This window comes from Streptomyces sp. JLYT201 (assembly GCF_059448825.1).
Genome location: NZ_CM182551.1, coordinates 347,689 through 363,294, shown reverse-complemented (window position 1 = coordinate 363,294; position 15,606 = coordinate 347,689). Strand labels below are relative to the sequence as shown.

Here is a 15,606-nt window from a genome sequence, read left to right as displayed (position 1 = left end):
CCTCTCCCTACGACCCGGCCGGGGGCGCGGATGTTACGCGACCCTGACCGATTCCTATTCGGTCGAAGAAGTGCGCGCGGATGCGTAACAACCGGCCGGGCACACGGGTCAGAGCAGAAGGAAGGCACCAACGGACACCGTGAGACGAGGAGACGGCCCCATGGCGACACAAGAGCTGGCCCCGAAGGCGAACACGCCCCAGAACGCGGAGCACACCGGCGGCACCCGGCAGAACGCGCCGGGCGTCACCACCCTCACCGGCCGCACCGGAGCCGACGAGCCGGCCGCCACGCGCGGCAAGACGTCCATCGCCGACGTGGTCGTGGTCAAGATCGCGGGCATGGCCACCCGCGAGATCCCCGGCGTGTACGACATGGGCGGCGGCCTGTCCCGCGCCATCGGCGCCGTGCGCGACCGCGTCCCGGGCGGCCGCTCGAACGTGGGGCGCGGCGTGAAGGTGGAGGTCGGCGAGCGGCAGACCGCCATCGACCTGGACGTCGTCGTCGAGTACGGCGTACCGATCACCGACGTCGCCCACGACGTCCGCGAGAACGTCATCGCGGCCGTGGAGCGCATCACCGGCCTGGAGGTCGTCGAGGTCAACGTCGCCGTCAACGACGTGCACCTGCCCGAGGACGACAGCGCCGACAACGGCCCGGCCCGCGTGGAGTGACCGTCCGCGCGCCCTTCGGCCGTGACGTCCTGCCCCTGACAAGAGGTGAAGCGTGAGTACAGCCCTGGTGGGTTTGATCGTGGGCATGGCCCTGGGATTTGCCGGCTGGTTCGGCGGCTTCGGCGCCTTCCTGCTGGTGGCCGCGCTCGGCGCGGTGGGCTTCGTGGTGGGGCGGCTCGTGGACGACGGCGTCGGCCTGCACGAGTTCCTCACCGGCCGCGGCTCGGAGCGCCGATGACCGCGCCCCCGCGCCCCTCGGCGTCAGGTACGCCCGCCGCGCGGCGCGGCACGACGACCGTCGCCGACCGCGCGGTCCGCCGGGTCGCGCAGCGCGCCGCGGCGGAGACACCGATCCCCGGCGGCGTACGCGCCGACGGCGGGTCGGCGGCCGTGCGGGGCGCGAACGCCCGCGTCGGGGTCACCGTGGCGCTGCCGTACCCCGGTGGCCTCGACGCCTCGGCCCTGGCGGTGCAGCGGCACGTCACCGCGCGCACCGCCGAACTCACGGGCCTGGCCGTGCGGCCCGTCAGCGTGCGCGTACGGGCCCTGGACCGGCAGGCCGCGGACCGGCCCGAGCGGGACCCCGGGCAGCCGGGCGAGCGGGGCCCCGAGGAGCCGGGCGGCCCGCCGGGAGCCCCCTCCGCGTCCCCACCCGTGAGCCTGGCCAAGCCCGGCCCGCACCCCGCGCGCCGGGCCCGGCGGCCCTGGTCCCCGCGCCGCCTGCCCGTCGCCCTGGGCGCCCTGGCGGTCGCGTCCGGGTGCGCGGTGCTCCTGTACGACGTGGTGGCCGTGCACGCCGCCGGGCGCGCCCCCGCCGCCTGGCGGGTCCGCCTGGTCGCGTGGCTCACGGCGCACGGGCCCGACGGCGGCACGGTCACCGGCCTGGCCGCGGCCGGAACCGTCGTGCTCGGCCTGTGGATGGTCGTGCTGGCCCTCACCCCGGGCCGCCGCGCGAGCCTGCCGATGGCGCCGCCCGACGCGCACACGTACGCCGACCTCCCTCGGGGCGCGGTCGCCGCCCTGCTGCGGGACTCCGCCGCCGCGCAGCCCGGGGTCACCCGGGTCCGGGTGCGGGTCGGCCGCCGCCGGGTCCGGATGCGCGCGGAGCTGGCCTTCGGGGACCGGCGGAGCGCCCTGGCAGCGGTGACGCGCGCGGCGGAGGACGCCCTGGCCGGGTGCGGCCTCGCGCGGCCCCCGCGGCTGCGCGTGCGCCTGCGGCCGGGGCCGGGCGTCGCGGCCGATGGCGGGGTGCCGGAATGAGCGGCCTGCGCTCCGCCGCCAACAGGGCGGTTCTCCTGGTGACCGGCGCCCTCGCCGTGCTCGGCGGCGCGGCCCTCGCCTCGACGACCGACGCCGTGCGACGGCGGCTGCCCGAAGCCCTGCCCCGCCTGGACCCCGACCGGGTGTGGCTGGACGGGGCCGCCCTGGACCGGTGGCGGGCCCACGGCTGGTGGGCCGCCGCCGTGATCGCCGCGCTCGCGCTCGGGCTGCTCGCGACGGCGGCCTGGGCGGCGTACGAAGTGCGGGCGGGCCGACTGCGGCACCTGCCGCTCGGAGAGCCGGAGCACGCGCGCCACGGTGACATCACCCTGTCCGGCGCGGCCCTCGCGGCGGCGGTCACCGACCGGGCCCGCGCCACGCCCGGTGTCGACCGGGCCCGGGTGCGCCTCCTCGGCCGCCCACGGCACCTGCGGGCCCACGTCACGGTCACGCTCGCGCCCGGCGTCGCACCGCGGGCCGTCCTCCAGCGGCTCACCCGCGACGCGATCGCCGAGGCACGGGCGGCCGCGGCGCCCCGGACGCTCCGCGCCGAGATCCACTTCGAGGTCCGTGCCCACGCCCCGCGCCGACTGCGGTGACCGCGGCGGCGTTCACCGCGCGGGCGGCGGGCCGGGAGACGCGCGCGGCCGCTACGGCTGCTTGCCGCGCGCCTGCCGGAAGCGGTCGAGCCCGTAGGGGAGCTCGACGATCGGGTCGGGGTAGTCGAGGGCCGCGCGGTCCAGGCCGGGCAGCTTCCACGGCTCGTGCACCGACGGGGCCCCGACACCGGACAGTTCCGGCACCCAGCGCCGTACGTACGTGCCGTCCGGGTCGTACTTCTTGGCCTGGGTGACCGGGTTGAGGACCCGGTTGGGACGGGTGTCGGTGCCGGTGCCCGCCATCCACTGCCAGTTGAGCTGGTTGTTGGGCACGTCGCCGTCCACCAGCCAGTGCAGGAAGTGCTCGGCGCCCACCCGCCAGTCGACATAGAGGGTCTTGGTCAGGAAGCTCGCGGTGAGCAGCCGTGCCCGGTTGTGCATCCAGCCCTCGTGGCGCAGCTGCCGCATGGCCGCATCGATGAGCGGATAGCCCGTGCGGCCCTCCCGCCAGGCCGCGATGTCGTCGGCGGCGGTGCGCTCCGTGCGCCAGCGGTCGTGCTTGGTGCGGTAGTCGGCGTGGGCGGCGTCCGGCCGGGCGGCGAGGACCTGGCGGTGGAAGTCGCGCCAGGCCAGCTGCCGGACGAAGGCCTCCGCGCCCGGACCGCCGTGGCGGTGCGCGCGCCGCACGAGCTCCACGGGGGACAAGGTGCCGAAGTGCAGATGGGGCGAGAAGCGCGAGGTGGCGTCGGCCGCCAGGTCGTCGCGGGTGTCCTCGTAGGCGTCCAGACCGCGGCGCCAGTACGCGCCCACCCGCTTGCGGGCCTCGCTCTCCCCGGCGGGCGGCAGCGCCGGTGACACCTCGGAGCTGACGTCGGGCGCGCACACCTTCTGGCCCGCCACCTCGTCGGGCACGGGCACCGCGCGCGGAGTGCCGACGACCGGCCGTAGCGGCACCTGCGCCCACTGCCGGTAGTACGGGGTGAACACGGCGAAGTGGTCGGACGCGGCGGGGGTCACCGTGCCCGGCGGCACGGCGACGGTGACCGCGTCGTGCACGAAGAGCCGGCGGCCCGCCGCCTCCAGGGCCGAGCGCAGCCGCTCCTCGCGCCGCGCGGCGAAGCGGGTGTGTCCCGCCGACATGTGCACCTCGTCGGCGTCCGCCTCCGTCACGACCCGGCACACCTGCTCCACCAGATCGCCGGAGCGCACCACGAGCCGCCCGCCCCGCTCACGCAGCGCGGAGTCCAGATCGGCCAGGCAGCCGTCGAGGAACGCGGCGCGGTTGGGCGCCGCGAACCCGGTCGCCTCCACGGCGCTGTCCCGGACGAAGAGCGGCACCACGGCGTCCGCCGCGTCCAGGGCCGCCCGCAGCGGTGGATGGTCGGCCAGGCGCAGGTCGGAGGTGAACAGGACGACCGAGACATGCATGCGTGTCAGCTTCTTTCGGTGGGCGGGGAGTTCTTCCGGCGGGCGGGCAGCCGCTACGCGCCCTCAGGACCCCGGGCCCTCAGGACCCCGGGCACCCAGGGCTCCGGACCACTCAAGGCTTCGGCCGGAAACGGCCGCCCGGATGCGGGGGCGCCGCGTCCGGTCGGGTGCCGTCGTACCCGGACGCCGGGGGAGCCGAGGGCTCGGACGCCGGGGGAGCCGCGCGCTCGGCCGCGCGGACGATGTTGCGGGCCATGCCGCCGAAGACCACCGCGTGGAAGGGCGAGACGCTCCACCAGTACAGCTGGCCGAGCAGGCCGTGCGGGTGGAACAGGGCCCGCTGCCGGTAGCGCACGCGCCCGGCCCCGTCCTCGTCCACCCGCATCTCCAGCCAGGCCAGGCCCGGCAGGCGCATCTCGGCGCGCAGCCGGAGGAGCCGCCCGCGTTCGATCTCCTCCACCCGCCAGAAGTCCAGCGAGTCGCCCACCCTGAGCCGGTGCGCGTCACGTCGGCCCCGGCGCAGGCCGACGCCGCCGACCAGCCGGTCGAGCCAGCCGCGCACCGCCCACGCGAGCGGGAAGGAGTACCAGCCGTTCTCCCCGCCGATGCCCTCGACGACGTCCCACAGCGCCTCCGGCGCGACCTCGGCCGCCCGTTCGCGCACGTCGGTGTAGAGGCTGCCGCCCGCCCAGTCGGGGTCGGTGGGGAGCGGGTCGCTGGGCGCGCCGGGCACAGCGGCCGACGACCAGCGGGTGGTGACCTCGGCCTCACGGATGCGGTGCAGGGCGAGGGCGACGGCACGGTCGAAGCCGAGGGGAGAGCCCGGCGGAGCGGGTACGTACCGCGCGATGTCGTTCTCGCCGCACACCACCTCGTACCGCAGGGACTCGGTCAGGGGACGGGCGATCCGGGTCGGTACCGGTGTCACCAGGCCCACCCAGTGGCTGGACAGACCGGGGGTGAGGACGGGGACGGGCAGGATCAGCCGCCGGGGGAGACCGGCGACGGCCGCGTAACGGCGCATCATGTCGAGGTACGTGAGCACCTCGGGGCCGCCGGCGTCGAAGGTGCGGCTCACGTCCGGGGGCAGCTCCGCGCAGCCGACCAGCAGGCGCAGGACGTCGCGCACGGCGATCGGCTGGATCCGGGTGTGCACCCAGCGCGGAGTGACCATCACCGGCAGCCGTTCGGAGAGGTAGCGCAGCATCTCGAAACTGGCCGAGCCGGAGCCGATGATCACGGCGGCGCGCAGCACGGCCGTCGGCACCCCCGAGTCGAGCAGGATGCGGCCGACCTCCGAACGGGAGCGCAGATGCGGCGACAGCTCCCGCTCCGGCACCGTGTCGGGGGTGAGCCCGCCCAGGTAGACGATCCGGCCGACACCGGCTTCGCGGGCCTGCTCCCCGAACACGCGGGCCGCCCGCCGGTCGGTGTCCTCGAAGTTCCGCCCGGTGCCGAGGGAGTGCACCAGGTAGTAGGCGACGTCCACGCCGCTCAGGGCGCGCGCGACCGACTTGGGGTCCGTGACGTCCCCCTGGACCACCTCCACCCGCCCGGCCCACGGGTGATCACGCAGTTTCTCCGGGGTACGGGCCAGACAGCGCACCCGGTGGCCCGCGTCGAGGAGCTCCGGGACCAGCCGGCCCCCGATGTAGCCGCTCGCACCGGTCACCAGGCACGTGCGACCACCGTCCGCCCGCTGCCCGGTCGGGGTGGTGTCGTCGTCACTCATGGTGGCTCCCGCCGCTCGCCTGCTCGTCGTCCGTCGTCGCCGTAGCGCTCTCCCTTACTTCTACGGTGCGAGCGTGCCGGACGGATGCGCCTGGTACGGGGGCCTGCGCGAGTGACCACAGCGCCATCCGCGCGGTACTGCAGCGCGACCCGCGTGCGGTACGGCCGGGCGGCGCCCGGGCCGATCGCGCGGTGCCGCGAAAAAACGTGCGGCGGGCCAATCCATCAGGCCGTCGGCTCCGGAATACGGAACAACATCCGCCGCTCTCCGGGAGGCCATCGCGTGAAGGAAGTCGTGCACATCGGGTCCCGGGCGGCACCGGGGCCCGACCTCCAGGAGCTGATGGCCCGGGTGGCCCGCGGCGACCAGCAGGCGTTCTCGTCCCTGTACGACGCGGTGGCCGCCGCCGTCCTCGGGGTGGTGCGCAGCGTGCTGCGCGACCACGCCCAGTCCGAGGAAGTCACCCAGGAGGTCCTGATCGAGGTGTGGCGCACCGCGCCGCGCTACCGGCAGGACCGGGGCACCGCCATGAACTGGGTCCTGACCCTCGCGCACCGCCGCGCGGTCGACCGCGTCCGGTCCGTGGAGGCCGCCGCCGCCCGCGAGCACAAGGCGGCGCTGCTCACGCGCACCCCGGAGTACGACGAGGTCAGCGAGCAGGTCGAGACCCGCCTCGAGCGCGAGCAGGTCCGCCGGTGTCTGCGCACGCTCACCGAGGTCCAACGGCAGTCCGTGACGCTCGCCTACTACCGCGGCCTGACCTATCGCCAGGTCGCCGAACTCCTCTCGCTGCCCTTGGGCACCGTCAAGACCCGCCTGCGCGACGGACTCATCCGGCTGCGCGACTGCCTGGGAGCGAGCGCATGACCATCGGCGCGGACCCGCACACCCTCACCGGTGCCTACGCCACCGACGCCCTGGACGACGACGAGCGCCGCACGTTCGAGGAGCACCTGGCCCGGTGCCCGTCCTGCGCCCAAGAGGTGCGGGAGCTGACGGCCGCCGCGGCGCGGCTCGGCCTCGCGGCGGCCGTCGCACCCCGCCGCGCGCTGAAGGACGAGGTGCTGCGGCGCCTCACCACGGTCCGCCAGGAAGCACCGCGGCCCCGGCAGGAACCGCAGGCCCGTACCGCGTGGCACCGGGCCCGCCGCGGATCCCGCTGGGCCCTGGCCGTCTGCCTCGCCGCGGCCGCGGGCCTCGGCGGCACCGCCGTCTGGCAGCACCGGCAGGCCGACGAGGCACGCGAGACGGCCCGCCGGGCCCAGGCGCGGTCCGAGGACCTGGCCGCCCTGCTGGCCGCGCCCGACGCCCGGGCGCGCACGGCGAAGCTGCCCGACGGGGCGAGGGCGACGGTGGTCGTCTCCAGCAGCCGCGACCGGGCCGCGCTCCTGGCGTCCGGCATGGCGAGGCCGCCGCGCGGCAAGGTCTACCAGCTGTGGTTCGACGACAAGGGGTCCATGCGCCCCGCCGGGCTCATGGACCCCGACCGCACGACCGCGGCGGTCCTCCTGACGGGCCCGGTCGGCGGGGCCACCGGCATGGGCATCACCGTGGAGCCCGCGGGCGGTTCGCCCGAACCGACCTCACCGCCCGTGGCCCTCATGGACTTCCCCGCCTGACCGCCCCGCCCGGCCGCCCCGGCGGGCGTCAGCGCACGGTGACGAGCACGGAGTGCCAGCCGCTGGCGCCGTCGGGGACGGTGCGGGTGCGCTCCTCGGTCTGCGGGGTGCCGGTGCCGTCGGTGGCGCGCACGGTCAGGGTGTGCCTCCCGGACGTGGCCTTCCAGGGGAGGGACCACTGGCGCCAGGTGTCCCGGGTGTCCTGCGCGGCGAGGTCGGCCCGGCGCCAGGGGCCGTCGTCGACGCGGACCTCGACCGTGGTGATGCCGCGGTGCTGGGCCCACGCCACCCCGGCGATCACGACCGTGCCGGGCTCGGGGCGGGCGAAGGGCCGGGGGGTGTCGATGCGGGACTGGGTCTTGACGGGGGCCCGCCGGGCCCAGCCACGTTTGACCCAGTACGCGTCGTAGGCGTCGAAGGTGGTGAGCTCGATGTCCTCGATCCACTTGCAGGCGGACACGTACCCGTAGAGCCCGGGCACGACCATGCGGACCGGAAAGCCGTGGGCGAAGGGCAGCGGTTCGCCGTTCATGCCGAGCGCGAGCAGCGCGTCGCGGCCGTCCATGACGTCCTCCACGGGCGTGCCGAGGGTCATGCCGTCGACCGAGCGGGCGACCAGCTGGTCGGCGGGGCCGCCCCGGGACGGCGGCTCGACGCCGCATCGGGCGAGGAGCCCTGCCAGCGGTACGCCGATCCAGCGCGCGGTCCCCGCGTAGGGGCCGCCGACCTCGTTCGACACACAGGTGAGGGTGATGTCGCGCTCGATGAGGGGCATGCGCAGCAAGTCGTCGTAGGAGAGCCGCAGCGCACGGGTGACGCCCTCGCCGTGGATGCGCAGGCTCCAGGACGACGGCACGACCTTGGGCACGACGAGGGCGGTGTCCACTCGGTAGAAGTCCGCGTTGGGCGTGGTGAACGGGCTGATGCCCGGCACGCGCAGCGCCGCTCCCCGGGGCACCGGGGAGGCGGGCGAGGACGGCGGCGGCAGGGTGACGCGGTCGCGGGCCTTCACCGCCCGCTCGGCGTCCGCGCCGTGCAGCGCCCGGCCGAGCAGCCCGGCACCCGTCGACGCGGCGGCCGCGGTGGTGGCGGCGACGAGGAACCCGCGCCGGTCCCATCCGGAACCCCCGGGACCCCAGGGACCCCCGGGACCCCAGGGACCCCCGGGACCCTCGGGGCCCCCGGGCCCGGCGGTGCGCGGCGCGGGCCGCAGCCGCCCGGCGAGCCGGTACAGCAGCGCCGCGCCGACCAGGGCGCCCACGACGGAGGGCAGCGCGTCCCGCGCGCCCACGGAGTCCGGACGGCTGGTCGCGGCGAGCGCTCCGACGGCTCCGAAGAGGAGCACGCCCGCGGAGCCGACCCGCCGGTGCCGTGCGGCCAAAAGCCCCAGAGCGAGGGCGAACAGGGCCAGGACGCCGAGGATGCCCAGTTGCAGGACCAGCTTGTCGTTCGCGCCGAAGGAGCGGATCGCCCATGTCTTGAGGGACGTCGGGGTCCGGTCGATGGCCGCGCCGCCGACAGCGACCACCGGCCCGGCCTCGGGGCGCACGGCGGCCGACACCAGCTCGGCCACGCCCAGGGCCGTGTAACCCGCCAGCAGTCCGCTCAACGCCCCCAAGGCGCCCCGCCCGAGGGCCCTGCGCCGCCCAGAGGTTCTCAGTTCATCGCTCATACGGGACATCCGTAGCCGCTCCCGGGGGCGGATTGGTGCCGGGCCACGGGTGGAGCACACCGTGTCGCGTCACCCGAATTCCGCCGACGGCTCCCCGCTGACCTGCATGGATCCGGAACGTGTCGATCTCCTCGGGTGAATCACCAAGCCGGAAGGGCCACAGCTTCGAATCACCGGCGTACGGAGCACACCAGAAGTTCCGCTTCCGCAGTTCCACCCCCATCGAGGAGCAGATGATGAGCAGCACCTTCCGTATCCGCCGCGTCGCCACGGCCCTGGCCGCGGCGGCCGTTCTGCCGCTGGCCCTTACCGCCTGCTCGGACGACGGCGGCGGCAAGGACAGCGCCTCCGGCAAGAAGTCCTCCGCCGCGCGGGACGACGCGAGCAAGGACGCCTCCGCCGACGGCGCGAAGAGCGCGGACGAGCCGTTCGGCCCCGCCTGCGCCTCGGTTCCCCAGGACGGCGCGGGCAGCTTCGACGGCATGGCCAAGGACCCGGTCGCCACGGCCGCCTCGCACAACCCGGCCCTGTCGACCCTGGTCACCGCGGTCAAGAAGGCCGGACTCGCCGACACGCTGAACAACGCGAAGGACATCACCGTCTTCGCGCCCACCAACGACGCCTTCGCCAAGATCCCCAAGGCGGACCTGGACAAGGTCCTCAACGACAAGGCACAGCTGACCAGCATCCTGACCTACCACGTCGTGGGGAAGCGGCTCGCCCCCGCGGACCTCGCGGACGGAACCTTCCCGACCCTGGAGAAGGGCCGGATCCGCACCTCGGGATCGGGCGAGTCGTACAAGGTCAACGGCTCCGCCGACGTCGTGTGCGGCAACGTGAGGACCGCCAACGCGAACGTGTACATCATCGACACCGTTCTGATGCCGAAGAAGTGAGGCGCGTGCGGACCGCACGCACGGTGATCCCCGCGGCCGGGGCGGTGGTCAGCCGTCGGCCGCGGGCCCTCCCGGCGCCGCCGGGCCGGGGAGGTCGCCGTACAGGGCGCTGAGCGTCGACGTCGCGTCCCCCAGGCCGTGGCAGCGCACGAGCCCCGGCACCGTCCTGCCCGCCCAGCCGGGGCCCGCGGTCAGGACCACCGGGCTGCGCCGCGCCCCCTTCACGCCCCACTCCATGGTGGTGAGGTGCTGGGCGAGCGGGACGCTGGCCGTGGAGCGCGCCTGGGACCACAGGACCACGGCCACCGGGCCGACGCGGCGCACCGACGCGAGCAGCGCCTCCACGGGAACGGCGGCGCCGAGGATGCGCGTGGGCACGCCCCGTTCGCCCAGGGCGGCGTGCAGTGCCTCCAGCGGCAGGGTGTGCTGCTCGTCCGGTACGCAGGCCAGCAGCACCGGGGCGGCGTCGACGGGCGGCCCCGCCGGGACAAGCAGCGGAACGCTGCGCAGCGTGGTCGAGATGTGCCACGACAGCAGGTGCTCGACCTCCACGTAACGGTCCCCGGACGACGCCCACTTCCGCCCCACGGCCCGCAGGGTCGGCACCATGACCTCGTCCCAGGTGACGGTCAGGCCGTGACCCCTGACCAGGGCGTTGAGCCGGCTCTGCACCTCCGGCGCGTCGAGCCGCACCGCCGCGCGGGCCAGGCCCCTGGACTCCTGGCGCACATCCCCGAGCGGCAGCCCGGCCCCGGCGCGGTCGCCGAGCACGGGAGCGGGCGGGGCCGCGCCGCCCGCCCGCTCGGCCGGGCCGCGTTCCCTGGCGATGCGGGCCGCCTCCGCCGGTGGCACACCCGTGGCGGTGAGGCGGCACATGTCCTCGACCATCGCGACGTCCCGGCGGCTCCATCTGCGGTGCCTGCCGTCCGCGCGCACGGCGGGTCCCAGGCCGTAACGCCGGTCCCAGGACCGCAGGGTGGTCGGCGAGACGCCGAGGCGTCGAGCGAGCGCCCCGGTCGTCACGGCGGCACCGTCGTCCCCGTCCCGATCTTCCTGCTGTTCGTCGACCACACGGCCACCATACGACGCATAAACGACGCATGTTGCTGCCTTCGACGCGGCCTGCGGACGATGGGAGTCCGGTCGCACCCCTCCGGTGGACCGCGCCCCGGCCGTTCGTCACGCCGGTACAGCCCCCTGCCTAAGGAGCCGCAGTCATGCCCTCCACCCACACTGTTCGCCGGACGTCCGGCACCCGCGGCACACGGGGAGCGCTCGCGGCCGACCGGCTGCCGCCCCGGCCGCGGCACCTGGGCGCCGACGGGGCCGAGGGGCAGCCGTGCGACGAGGACATCGCCCGTGGCTTCGTGTCCGGCGAGGAGGACGCCCTCGCCGCCGCCTTCCACCGCTGGGGACCTCTGGTCCACGCGCGGGGGCGGCGGGCGCTGGGCGACGCGCGCGAGGCCGAGGACGTCACGCAACAGGTGTTCCTCGCCGCCTGGCGGGCGCGTGCCACCTATACGGTCGGCAAGGGCACCTTCCCCGGATGGCTCGTCGGCATCACCCGACACAAGATCGCCGACGCTCTCGCGGCCCGGTCCCGCAGGGCGGACCTCGTCACGCTCGCGGCGACGGTGCCGCCCGCGCGCGCGGACCGGTGCGCCGACCACCCGGAGGCCGTGCTCGACCGCGTGATGATCAGCCACGAGGTGAGCCGTCTGTCACCCGCCCAACGGCGCGTGCTCAGGCTCGCCTTCTACGACGACCTCACCCAGCCGCAGATCGCCGTCGTCACCGGCTGGCCGCTCGGCACGGTGAAGAGCCACGCGCGTCGGGGCCTGGAACAACTGCGCCGCCGACTGCGGGAGAGCGGCGCCGTGGAAGCGGGCGAGGAAGGCGATGACGGAAACCTGGGGGGACGCGATCGCGATCACTGAGAACGGGTCAGTCACTGTCGCGTGCATATCCCAAGCATTGGCCAAGGCATTGGCCATCAACCCGACATTCGCCGTTAACCGGAGAGAATTCCACAGAGATGAAGAAGGGAAGAAGTTTCTGCCGGAAGCGCGTGCCCGCGCACAATGCGTGACTGTGCGCCCCTGTGCGCCCCCTATGGAATTCAGCCACGCCTGCACCTCGGCCCGATGGGCCCTCCAGGGACTGGACATCCCCGATCCGTCCATGTCGTGGGATGGAGGGCAAGTGGGCAGCGAGGGTGCGTATTCGGTCAGCATCTTCCATCGCGGTAGTCGTTCATGGCCGGGCCTCGGCGGCTGTGCCTGGTCGAAGGCGTTACTGGCCGGATGCGGGTGGACGGAAGGCGGCGATTTCTATGGTTGGGTGTTTGGTCATGGGGCGGTGGGGCACACGCGTGGCGGCGGTCCGTACTGGATTGTTGAGGCTCGAACGAGACCGTTCGAAAGCTACTCGACGGTTACGCAAAACAGACGGCGGAAGCACCCTTCGTTCAACTTCTGGGGGTTGCTATCGAGTGACCCACCGTGAAGACTGGGGCGAGGGTGCTCTGAATATGCGTGGTGCAAAGCACAGGACCGCATCCATGGGATGCGCGTACGTTGTCGTCCGCAGCTGGGAGTTCCGCCTTCGCGGGCCCGCGCCACCGATTCGTACGAGCAAGGGGAAATCTCGCGCAACCGCGAGGATCGTTTCACTGGGGGATGAGTGATGTCGGCTTGGTTCGCACAACAGGTGCCGCCCTTCGCCGAAGGGCGGACCGAAAGCCGAAGTGCGATGGGGCGGACGTGTTGAGCCAGGACAAGCGGCCCCGGTGACGGCGGAGAGCAGGCGTGCGGGTCGGTGAGGACACCACGACCCGTCGCTAGGGCCTGCCCGCCCTCCGTGACGGACGCTCCATCGGCCTGTCCGCACACCGCAGTTCACCGCGTGGGGCCCTTCGGCGCGCGCGGGGACATGCGGCCCGCACCGGCCACGGTGGCCCCGCCCCGCGTGCCGGAGTCGACTCAGCCCGAGCGACCGCCCCACCCCCTGCTTTCGTCGTGCCTCCGCATCCCCCCACCCAAGGGAGAGAAGTGACCAGCAATTCGACCAACAGCTCCTCGACACAGGGCCACTTACTGTTCGACGAGCTGACCGAACAGTGGCGATCCCTGCGCGAGGCCGGCCCGGTCCGCCACGACGAGGCGCAGGGGGTGTGGCACGTCGTCAACCACGAAGGGGTGGCCGCCGTGCTCGCCGACTCGGCGACGTACTCCTCGGACATGACCCCGATCGCCCCCTCCCAGGAGGACTTCGAAGCCTTCAGGCAGGGCAACTTCGTCGGCATGGACCCGCCCGAGCACCGCAAGTTCCGCACCCTGGTGAGCCAGGCGTTCACCCCGCGCGTGGTGCACGGGCTCGAACCGCGCATCGAAGCCGTCTGCGCCCGACTGCTCGACGCCGTGGCCGACCGCGACCGGATCGACATGGTCGACGCGCTGGCCTACCCCCTGCCCATCATCGTGATCGCCGAACTCCTCGGCATCCCCACCGAGGACCACCCGCTGTTCCAGGAGTGGGCGGCCACCCTCTTCGGCGGTGACCAGCTCGGTGAGTCGCCCGACATGGCCGACCTGGAGCGCGCCCTCGAAGCCATCGCCCCGACCGTGCGCGAGATGAACGGCTACGTCCTGGACCACATCCGCCGCCGCCGCGCCGAGCCGGGCGACGACCTCATCAGCAAGCTCATCGCCGCCGAGGTGGACGGGGTCCGCCTGGAGGACCAGGAGATGGTCGGGTTCGTCGCCCTGCTCCTGGTGGCCGGACACATCACCACCACCGCCCTCCTGGGCAACGCCCTGGTCGCCTTCGACCGCAACCCCGGCACGCTCACCGCCCTGCGCGCCGACCCCGCGCGGCTGCCCGACGCCATCGAGGAAGTGCTGCGCTGGCTGCCGCCCTTCCCCGAGCTGGGTCGCCGTGTCACCCGCCCCGTGGTCCTCGGCGGTCACGAACTGCCCGCCGACACCCTGGTGATGGCCCACCTGGGTGCCGCCAACCGCGACCCCGACCGCTTCACCAAGCCGGACGTCCTGGACGTGACCCGCAGCCCGAATCCCCATCTGACCTTCGGCCACGGCATCCACTTCTGCTTCGGCGCGCCCCTGGCCCGCCTGGAGGCCCGCATCGCGCTGCGGATGCTGCTCGACCGCTTCCGCGACCTCTCCGTCTCCTCCTACGGCGAGGTCACGTACCAGAACCCCGCCGTCCTCGTCGGCGTCCGCCACCTGCCGGTCGACGTCGTCAGACCGTAAGCACCCGCGCCCTCACGTCCGGCCCGGAGCCCGCCGGCCGTCGCGCCACCCGCCCTGAGCCACTGTTAACGGGAGCCACTTCGTCATGCCGTACACCACCGCCGCCACGATCATCGAGCGGTCGCCGTCCCGCTTACGCGAAGCCCTGCAGGAACGTCTCGACGTGCTCGCGCGCACCCACCGGGTCCCCGGTGCCCACCTCGCCGTGGACACCGGGACGGACGTGGTCAGCGTGCACACCGGCACCACCGACGCCTCCACCGGCACTCCCTTCACCGCGGACACGGCCGTTCCCCTGGGGTCCGTCACCAAGGTCTACACCGCCGCCGCCGTGATGCTCCTCGCCGACGACGGCGATCTGGAGCCCGACGACCCCGCGGCCTCGTTCATACCCGAGCTACGCGCGTTACCTGAGGTAACGATACGTCACCTGCTCAGCCACACCGCCGGGCTGCCCACCGGACCCGACTCGGACACCGCCGCCGGGACGACCGTCCCGCGCTACCTGGCGGAGGTCTGCGCCGCCCGGGACACGCTGTTCGCGCCCGGAGCCGGATTCTCGTACTCCAACGCCGGTTACATCGCCGCCGGACGGATCATCGAGTCGGTCACCGGCATGACCTGGAAGGAGGCCGTCCGCGCCCTGCTCCTGGAGCCCCTCGGCACCACGGCCGCCTACCTCGGCGAGCCCGCCCCCACCCGCACGGCCGCCGTCGGCCACGCGCTGAACACCGCGACCGGACAGCCGCGCCCGGCCCGGCAGAACCTCGCCGCCGTCGAGGCACCGGCGGGCGCCCTGCTGGCCAGCGCCCTCGACCTGACGGCCCTCGGGAGATCCCTGATAGGCCGGTCCGCCGTGCTGCCGCCCGCCGTCGCGGCGCTCATGCGGACCCCCGTGCCCGGCGCCGACCCGGGGGTCCTCGCGGACGCCTGGGGCCTGGGCGTCGCCCTGTTCAAGGAGGACGGCCGCTGGTGGTGCGGCCACGACGGGAACGCCCAGGGCACCTCCTGCCACCTGCGGGCCGAGCCCGACAGCGGCGTGGTGGTCGCCTTCACCGGCAACGCCGGCGGCGCCACCGCCCTGTGGCAGGACCTCGCCGACGACCTCACCCGGCTCACCGGGGTGCGCGTGCCGACCGCTCCGGCACCCGCACAGCGGGGCGAACCCATCGCCCTTCCCGAGTGCGTCGGCACCTACCGCAACGGCGCCCTCGAATACCGGATCACCCTCGACGTCGACGGCTCCCCAGCGCTGTCCGTGGACGGCGACCTTCCGCTGCCCCTGGTCTGCTACGCCGACCTGACGTGCGACCTGGTCGACCCGGCCACCGGTCGCCGCGAGCCCGGCGGACGCTTCCACCGCGACGCCGCCACCGGCACCGTCGACCGCGTGCAGATCTCGGGCCGCACCGCCCGCCGCACCCGCACCTCCTGAGCACACCAGCTCCGGCGTGAG

14 protein-coding genes are annotated in these 15,606 nt (G+C 74.3%); 10 read left to right on the top strand and 4 right to left on the bottom strand.

Annotation, left to right across the window (positions count from 1 at the left end):
• The first annotated feature begins 160 nt into the window (after positions 1-160).
• The 4 genes from AC5WAM_RS01360 to AC5WAM_RS01345 are packed head-to-tail and all read left to right on the top strand — an operon-like array spanning position 161 to position 2,532.
• Complete coding sequence (locus AC5WAM_RS01360; protein ID WP_495521216.1) at positions 161-673, top strand: Asp23/Gls24 family envelope stress response protein; 513 nt, start codon at positions 161-163, stop codon at positions 671-673.
• 52 nt (positions 674-725) lie between these two features.
• Positions 726-911, top strand: coding sequence for a hypothetical protein (locus AC5WAM_RS01355; protein WP_030677279.1), 186 nt, complete (start codon positions 726-728; stop codon positions 909-911).
• Entirely contained in the window at positions 908-1,933 is a 1,026-nt protein-coding gene (locus AC5WAM_RS01350; RefSeq protein ID WP_495521215.1) for a DUF6286 domain-containing protein, read from the top strand. The genes AC5WAM_RS01355 and AC5WAM_RS01350 overlap by 4 nt, the downstream gene beginning before the upstream one ends.
• A complete protein-coding gene (locus AC5WAM_RS01345) occupies positions 1,930-2,532 on the top strand; it encodes an Asp23/Gls24 family envelope stress response protein (RefSeq protein WP_366795961.1) in 603 nt (200 codons plus the stop codon). The genes AC5WAM_RS01350 and AC5WAM_RS01345 overlap by 4 nt, the downstream gene beginning before the upstream one ends.
• 51 nt (positions 2,533-2,583) lie before the next feature.
• Here AC5WAM_RS01345 and AC5WAM_RS01340 read toward each other — a convergent pair whose 3' ends face one another.
• Both AC5WAM_RS01340 and AC5WAM_RS01335 read right to left on the bottom strand, forming a co-directional pair.
• Positions 2,584-3,960, bottom strand: a complete 1,377-nt coding sequence (locus AC5WAM_RS01340; protein ID WP_495521214.1) for a cryptochrome/photolyase family protein — start codon at positions 3,958-3,960, stop codon at positions 2,584-2,586.
• Between the two features lie 112 nt (positions 3,961-4,072).
• The gene (locus AC5WAM_RS01335; protein WP_495521213.1) at positions 4,073-5,692 is read right to left on the bottom strand and encodes an SDR family oxidoreductase; all 1,620 of its coding nucleotides are present in this window, start codon (positions 5,690-5,692) and stop codon (positions 4,073-4,075) included.
• Between the two features lie 282 nt (positions 5,693-5,974).
• Between AC5WAM_RS01335 and sigK the strand changes: the two genes are divergently transcribed.
• On the top strand, positions 5,975-6,559 hold the full coding sequence (gene sigK, locus AC5WAM_RS01330) for an ECF RNA polymerase sigma factor SigK (RefSeq protein ID WP_366795964.1): 585 nt from the start codon (positions 5,975-5,977) through the stop codon (positions 6,557-6,559).
• Positions 6,556-7,311 (top strand): anti-sigma factor, encoded by a 756-nt coding sequence (locus AC5WAM_RS01325; protein WP_366795965.1) that lies wholly within the window; start codon positions 6,556-6,558, stop codon positions 7,309-7,311. Before sigK ends, AC5WAM_RS01325 begins: the two co-directional genes overlap by 4 nt.
• Positions 7,312-7,339: 28 nt before the next feature.
• On the opposite strand, the gene AC5WAM_RS01320 is transcribed toward AC5WAM_RS01325, so the two are convergent.
• Entirely contained in the window at positions 7,340-8,983 is a 1,644-nt protein-coding gene (locus AC5WAM_RS01320) for a molybdopterin-dependent oxidoreductase (RefSeq protein ID WP_495521212.1), read from the bottom strand.
• Between the two features lie 236 nt (positions 8,984-9,219).
• Between AC5WAM_RS01320 and AC5WAM_RS01315 the strand changes: the two genes are divergently transcribed.
• Positions 9,220-9,879: a fasciclin domain-containing protein gene (locus AC5WAM_RS01315; protein WP_495521211.1), complete on the top strand. Its 660-nt coding sequence runs from the start codon at positions 9,220-9,222 to the stop codon at positions 9,877-9,879.
• 48 nt (positions 9,880-9,927) lie between these two features.
• Here AC5WAM_RS01315 and AC5WAM_RS01310 read toward each other — a convergent pair whose 3' ends face one another.
• Positions 9,928-10,950, bottom strand: coding sequence for a MerR family transcriptional regulator (locus AC5WAM_RS01310; RefSeq protein WP_495521210.1), 1,023 nt, complete (start codon positions 10,948-10,950; stop codon positions 9,928-9,930).
• A gap of 146 nt (positions 10,951-11,096) precedes the next feature.
• On the opposite strand from AC5WAM_RS01310, the gene AC5WAM_RS01305 reads away from it, so the two are divergent.
• The 3 genes from AC5WAM_RS01305 to AC5WAM_RS01295 all read left to right on the top strand — a co-directional run bounded on the left by AC5WAM_RS01305 (position 11,097) and on the right by AC5WAM_RS01295 (position 15,585).
• Positions 11,097-11,816, top strand: a complete 720-nt coding sequence (locus AC5WAM_RS01305) for an RNA polymerase sigma factor (RefSeq protein WP_366795969.1) — start codon at positions 11,097-11,099, stop codon at positions 11,814-11,816.
• Positions 11,817-12,929: 1,113 nt separating this feature from the next.
• Entirely contained in the window at positions 12,930-14,150 is a 1,221-nt protein-coding gene (locus AC5WAM_RS01300) for a cytochrome P450 (RefSeq protein ID WP_495521209.1), read from the top strand.
• A gap of 85 nt (positions 14,151-14,235) precedes the next feature.
• Positions 14,236-15,585 (top strand): serine hydrolase domain-containing protein, encoded by a 1,350-nt coding sequence (locus AC5WAM_RS01295; RefSeq protein WP_495521208.1) that lies wholly within the window; start codon positions 14,236-14,238, stop codon positions 15,583-15,585.
• Positions 15,586-15,606 lie beyond the last annotated feature (21 nt).